4 protein-coding genes are annotated in these 6,181 nt (G+C 37.7%); 1 reads left to right on the top strand and 3 read right to left on the bottom strand.

The genetic code is table 11. The features are described from left to right. Positions 1 to 103 precede the first annotated feature (103 nt). Both KO495_RS00410 and KO495_RS00405 read right to left on the bottom strand, forming a co-directional pair. On the bottom strand, positions 104 to 1,582 hold the full coding sequence (locus KO495_RS00410; protein ID WP_215978420.1) for a hypothetical protein: 1,479 nt from the start codon (positions 1,580 to 1,582) through the stop codon (positions 104 to 106). Positions 1,583 to 1,721: 139 nt separating this feature from the next. Next, entirely contained in the window at positions 1,722 to 2,501 is a 780-nt protein-coding gene (locus tag KO495_RS00405) for a SapC family protein (protein ID WP_215978419.1), read from the bottom strand. A gap of 205 nt (positions 2,502 to 2,706) precedes the next feature. Here KO495_RS00405 and KO495_RS00400 point away from each other — a divergent pair, with 205 nt between their 5' ends. Beyond that, on the top strand, positions 2,707 to 2,991 hold the full coding sequence (locus tag KO495_RS00400) for a hypothetical protein (RefSeq protein ID WP_215978418.1): 285 nt from the start codon (positions 2,707 to 2,709) through the stop codon (positions 2,989 to 2,991). Between the two features lie 21 nt (positions 2,992 to 3,012). Here the strand turns inward: KO495_RS00400 and KO495_RS00395 are convergent, their stop codons facing one another. Then, positions 3,013 to 5,853 (bottom strand): FAD-binding and (Fe-S)-binding domain-containing protein, encoded by a 2,841-nt coding sequence (locus tag KO495_RS00395; RefSeq protein ID WP_215978417.1) that lies wholly within the window; start codon positions 5,851 to 5,853, stop codon positions 3,013 to 3,015. Positions 5,854 to 6,181: the final 328 nt, after the last annotated feature.

Genomic DNA, 6,181 nt, shown 5'->3' with positions numbered 1-6,181 from the left:
CTAAAAAGGCGATAACACTGTAAAATTACTAGGCTACACACTACTCTCGCGATTAAAGCCCTTTTAGCTCGAACAAAAGTTAACCGTGAAAGTTCAACAGCAGCTAGTTAGCTAATTGTTTTTGGGCATATTCAAACTTCAATCTATATTCGGTAAGTTTATGCTCTAATTCATTGATTTTTTCAGCTAAACTTGCCGTTTCTTCGGCATGAGTTGCAATTAAGTTATGATTTTCATCACGTAAAAACTTTATTGTTTCTCGTACTTTATTATTGTCCAGCTCTTGTTTTTCACGATTCGCATTAAAGCGTTGCAAGGTACTTTCTTCGCTTTCTTTCGCGGTTTTTATATCACTTTGCAGCGCCAATACTTGTTGTTGATATTGTTTAGCGTCATTTTGTTCTTTGCTAAGCTGCTCATTTAATTGCAAGTGACTTTTTTCTACTTCTAGTAGTTTTTCTGTTGCACTGCTTTGTAACTGCTTTAACTCACTAACATATTGTTCTTGCGCTTTTTTATCATCAACTATTTTTTGTTGCGTTGCTTGATGTTTCGCTTCAATTTCAGCTATTTTTTCTAGGCTCAATGCTTGCTCTGCGCTCACTTGTTCTTGTGCTTTTACTAGTTCAGTTTTTAACTGCTCTGCTTGTTCAAGTGCTTGCTTATGCTGTGCCGCCCATTTTTTTTCTGAATCAAGTTGGGTGTCTAACGTTTTTTGTTGTGCGCTTAACTGCTGCTGCAGCTCGGCATTATTATTCTGCTCTGCTTTTAATTGTTCTTGAATAGCAGCAACGGCTTTTTGTGTTTGTTGCTCTTGGTTTTCTAAATTACTTTTATTTTCTGCAATTAACTTATTTAAGCTATCGCTACTTGAAGTTAACTTTTCGTTAAGCGTATCGGCTTGTTTTTTCTGAGCGATTAATTCGTCAGCTTGCGCGTTAACTTGCTGCTGTGCCGCTGTTAATTCAGCTTGTAATGCTTGGGTATCGCCATCTTTTTCGGAGGTTAGCGTAGCAATTTGTTTTAATAAGCGCTGCTCTTGCTCTGTTAACACGGAAATTCGACCATTCAAGCCGTCTATGGCTTGTTTTTGATCTTTCAGCTTTTGCTCAGTTTCTAAGAGTTTTTCTTGCAGCTTGCTACTATTATCAACAGATTGATTTTGTTGTTGTGATTGCTCATTCTGCACATTGGCTAACTTATGCTCTAGTTGCTCAATGGTTTCTGTATAATTAATCGTATTTTGCGTTAGCTCTACTTGAAAGCTCTGTTTTTGTGCTTCAAGATCTGTACTGTACTCTTTAATTTTAGCTTGTAAATCAGCAGCTTCTTTCGTTGATTTTTGTTGTTGTTCCGCTAATTTACGTTCTTGTTTTTTTAGTTCCGCTAAACTTTCTTGGTAACTTTTATTGAGTGCTTTAAAGTTATCATCTTGATCTAATGAAACCTTTTCATGGACACCCGTTTCAATGGCAGCACTAATTAAATGGGTTAGCTTATCTTCAATTTGAATATAAACATCACTCGCCACACTTTGTATTTGTTCTTCCAATTCCTTAGGAAGTTGATTTTGATTGGCCATATTAATTTTCCGTAATGAGGGACTACTGCTTTCTCTAAACTACCACAGGTCTACAAAGACAGGAATACAGAATTTGAATTTTTTTTAAACACAAAAAAGGGTCCGAAGACCCTTTTATAAAAACAAAGCAAAATATGACTTAGCTTTCAGCTGTTTCTGCCTTTGCTTCTTCTTGTGCTACTGGTGCCATTTGCACAGAGGTTACTTTAGTTGCAGAGGTAAGGTTTCTTAATTGCACTAAACGGTTAATTTGACCTAACGAGCCTAACATTGCATAAATAGGTACAAATAAACCACGTTTATGGAAGTCTACAACTTTCTCGTCAGAAAGATCTCTAATTTTATCTTCGTTAATTGTGAAAATACCCACTAGCTTTTTCTTTTCACCGTTACTTAAATCGATGTTTAACTGTAGTTCTTGTAATAAGTTGTTTTCTTCTAATTCTTTGATGAAGTTCTCAGTCATACGCTCGTTGTCATATAAACGACCTAATGACTGTTGAACATTTGTTAATGTTTCTGTTTCTTTACCTTCAGCGTCGTATAAGGCGATATCTTTATCTTCGCCAACAAACTCACTGTCAACATCAATACAAGCGGTTAATGTATTTTCTTTATCTGGGTCAATACCTAATGCAAAAGGTGCCATACCAATGCTTAGCGGCACAGATAAACCTGTCCATTTTTCATCTTGGTAAAATAAGTTTTCACCGCTTTCTAAACCTAACATAGCGATACTACGGTAACGTGGCGAATCAGGATTTTTAACTAAAACAACAGGAAAACTCGCTGAAGCTTGTGCATATTCTGCCGCTGTTACTGGCACGATATGTTGGTTAGCAACATGTGCTAAATTACGCTGTGTGGCAAGTTTAAGGTTTTGGTGTTGTTCTTTTCTTACTGGTACAAAGTTAGCCATGTTTATATCTCTTGTTAATGCTTAAATAGCATATTTATAATGTTGTAATTGAATTGCGATAACCAGAATGTCACGAAATTTCATAACTAGCGTGATTGATACTATTCATTAATTACTGCGTTGTTATAAGTTATGGTGACGCTAATTCTGCTTTCAATGCTAAACTTAAAAATAATTACTGATAATGGTGTAAACAAGCTAATTTATGCTAAGACTGAGTCCGCTAATACTTTTATTATTTGCTATTAATGCCTTCGCGACCCCCAAAATTACCGTTAAACATCAACGTACTGCTAAGGGATTCGCCCAAGTACAAGTGGTTAACAAAACCCTAGAAAAGCTTATTTGTCATGTTGCGATTAATGGTCATAAAAAAAAATTCACTTTAGTTGCTCATGAAGCTTCCACTTGGTACACCGCGACCGATAAGCGCTTTAATCACCGTCATTTTAGCATTTGGTGTAACCTCGATAGTTTACATAACCCCTAACGCCTACGGTAATTTTGGTAATTAAAGCGGTTCACTCACTTCATCAAGCAAGTATAAAAACGATTGGTAGCTAATATCACTGTGTGCGCTTAAACCTATTTCACAAGTTCTACTATTACTTAAACCCCGCTGACAACCTGACGGAATTTGCGCTTTAAGAGGCTGTAAAGCACTTTTGTTCAGTTCAGGCACAAAAAAGCCTTTATCACCAGCAAAGCCGCAGCAATTGATGTCATTAGGCACGACAATATTAGTACTGCATTGCTGAGCAATTCTCATTAAGTGCACTCCCCCATCTAACTTTTGGCTACTACAGGTTTTATGCAGCATAAAGGGATCATTAGAAGGAGAAATATTCAGTTTGTCTAACACAAACTGTGCAATAAACTCACTCGCTTCATAAATTTTAAGCGTTTGATTGGCTTCATCAAGTGTTAGCGCACAGGGACTAGCGTCGGTAACAATTGGCCATTTACCTTGCTCTGAGCATGCCATTAACATGGCAATGAATTCATCAGCCTTTTGCTGTGCTATGTCAGGTAACCCTTTTGAAGCCCAAGGCATACCACAGCAAAATTTATTGATATTTTCAGGTATGACTACTTGTACACGTGCTTTATTTAATACCGAGCGCATCACTTGTTGAATCGGGCGCTGGTCTTTACTGGTATTGTCTGTCGCAAAAATTCGATTAGCGCATGCGGGAATATAAATGACTTTTTCACTATAATACTCACCAATTTTTTTGTCCGTTTCGGCGCCCTTAGGCCACGCTGGATACCAAAGCGGTATTGTATTAGCACTCAACTTATTAACGGCGGCAAAACTTTTAGTAAGTGCTTTTTCTCCAATAGTTTTACGTGTTAAAGCGGTGGCATTGAGCCCTACTTTAGCTAACTGGCTAACGCCACTAAAATGAGCTGCCGCCTTAGTGGCAATAATCGTAGATGTTTTCGTTTGTTTCGCTGCACGTAATGATTTGATAAATTCTCCAGTATTAATACCTACTGGGCATTCTTGTCCGCATAAACCGGTTGCTGCACAGCTATCAATACCAAAATGCTGATAATCGCTAATAAGATCCTGATAATATTTACGCTCTTGCTCATTTAAGCCAGTGCTTGTTTGCTTTTCTTCAAGGTCTTTAATATGTCGCCACAGAGTAATGCGCTGTCTTGGTGTTAGGGTATAATTTTCTGAAGGGCATACTGATTCACAAAAACCACACTCAATGCATTTATCAATAATATCATCAGCTGTTGGCATAGTTTTTAAATGACTGATATGCGCGTTGTCATCATCATTAATAATGACTCCGGGATTTAAAATATTTAGCGGATCAAAAAGTTGCTTTACTTTACGCATCATTTGATAAATATCAGTGCCCCACTCCAGCTCAACAAAAGGCGCCATATTACGCCCCGTGCCATGCTCTGCTTTGAGCGAGCCTTGATATTCAACGGCTATTAACTGAGTAACCTCGTCCATGAAATTTTGATATCTTGCCACTTCAGCGGCACTGTCGAATGCTTGAGTAAAAACAAAGTGCAAATTACCCGCTAATGCATGACCGAAAATTATCGCCTCATCGTAGTGATATTTATCAAACAGTTGATGTAAATCAGCAATACCTTGAGCTAAACGCGCTAATGGTAAAGCGACATCTTCAATAATAACCGTAGTGCCTGCTTGACGATGAGCGCCAACCGCAGGAAAAGTGCCTTTACGTATTTTCCATAGCGCTTCAATAATAGCCTGCTCGGTAGTAAATTCGCGACAAGTGAGTAAATGTTTGCTTTGACTATTAAGATGAGAAGTTATTTTTTGCTGTAATACATGCAAATTTTCCGTGGAGTCTGCCGAAAATTCAATTAATAACGCAGCACTGTTGTTGGGTAATTCATCAAAGTCCATCAGTGCCGCTAAATGTGATTTTACTGAATTTAGCGCTCGGCTATCCATCAATTCAATCGCTTCAACCTGTTCATTCGCCAGCAAATTAACCAACTGACAAGTAACATTAATATCATCAAAAACATACAAGCCCGTGGCTTTATGCGGCATCACTTTTACAGTGTGGTAAGTTATATCAGCAATAAAAGCGAGAGTTCCCTCTGAACCAATCATTAAATGACTAATAATATCAATAGGATCACTAAACTCTACTAGGGCATTAACCCCGTAACCTGTGGTATTTTTTAAACGGTATTTATGCTGTATTTTGCTTAAAAGTTCAGGCTGCGCTTGTATATCGGCAGCAATGGCCATTAAACCATTAATTAATGTTGCGTGGTTTTGTTTAAATGTAGCGATAGAATCGCTATCTGCGGTATCAAGGGTTGAGCCATCGGCAAAAATAAGTTTAATATCCGCCAATGTATGATAGCTATTATCTTTAACACCACAACACATTCCAGATGAGTTATTTGCGGCAATCCCCCCTACTTTACAGCTATTAATTGAAGCGGGATCGGGACCAATTTTCCGATGATACTGACTCAGTGCTTTGTTAGCACTAGCGCCGATAACTCCAGGCTGTAAGCAAACTTTATCGCCACTATCTAAAATAGTAATGCCTTGCCAAGCGCGACTTAAAATAATTAACACTGAATCAGTAATTGCTTGCCCAGACAAGCTAGTGCCTGCCGCACGAAAAGTAACGGCAACGTTATTATCACTGGCTGTGCGCATTATTTGGCTCAACTGCTGCTGCGAGTCAACACGTAACACAACTTTAGGTACCAACCGATAAAAGCTCGCATCAGTGCCATAAGCAAAGCGCTGAATATCTTTATCAATAATATTTTCTTTGGTGAGTATGGTTTTAATAACCATCAAAAAATTGGTAAAGTTTTTAATCATTAACGCGCGCTCCTGTTGAGTGATTCTATCCTTTTACCCTATCGCTTAAAGGCATCACTTGAAAATATATCATGCGTACTTCACTGACGCTCAATAAATAACACAGGCGTAATTATTTTGATTATTCAGAGAAATGATATTGCGCTATTACTTGTTAATACGCTGCTCACTATAACCTAAGCTCGCTTAAGATATATTTAACAATTTGAAATATCAGCAAAAATTACTTTTATGAGTACCTAGCTTGATAGTTTTTCTTTTTTCATATGATAAGCAAGACAAATTTCGCGTCAATAGCTGACCTATTGCAAGTAAATTTAACGAAGAA

This window comes from Colwellia sp. D2M02 (assembly GCF_018860755.1).
Lineage (GTDB): Bacteria > Pseudomonadota > Gammaproteobacteria > Enterobacterales > Alteromonadaceae > Colwellia > Colwellia asteriadis.
The sequence above is the reverse complement of the archived record's forward strand: the minus strand, read 5'-3'. Positions and strand labels throughout refer to the sequence as shown.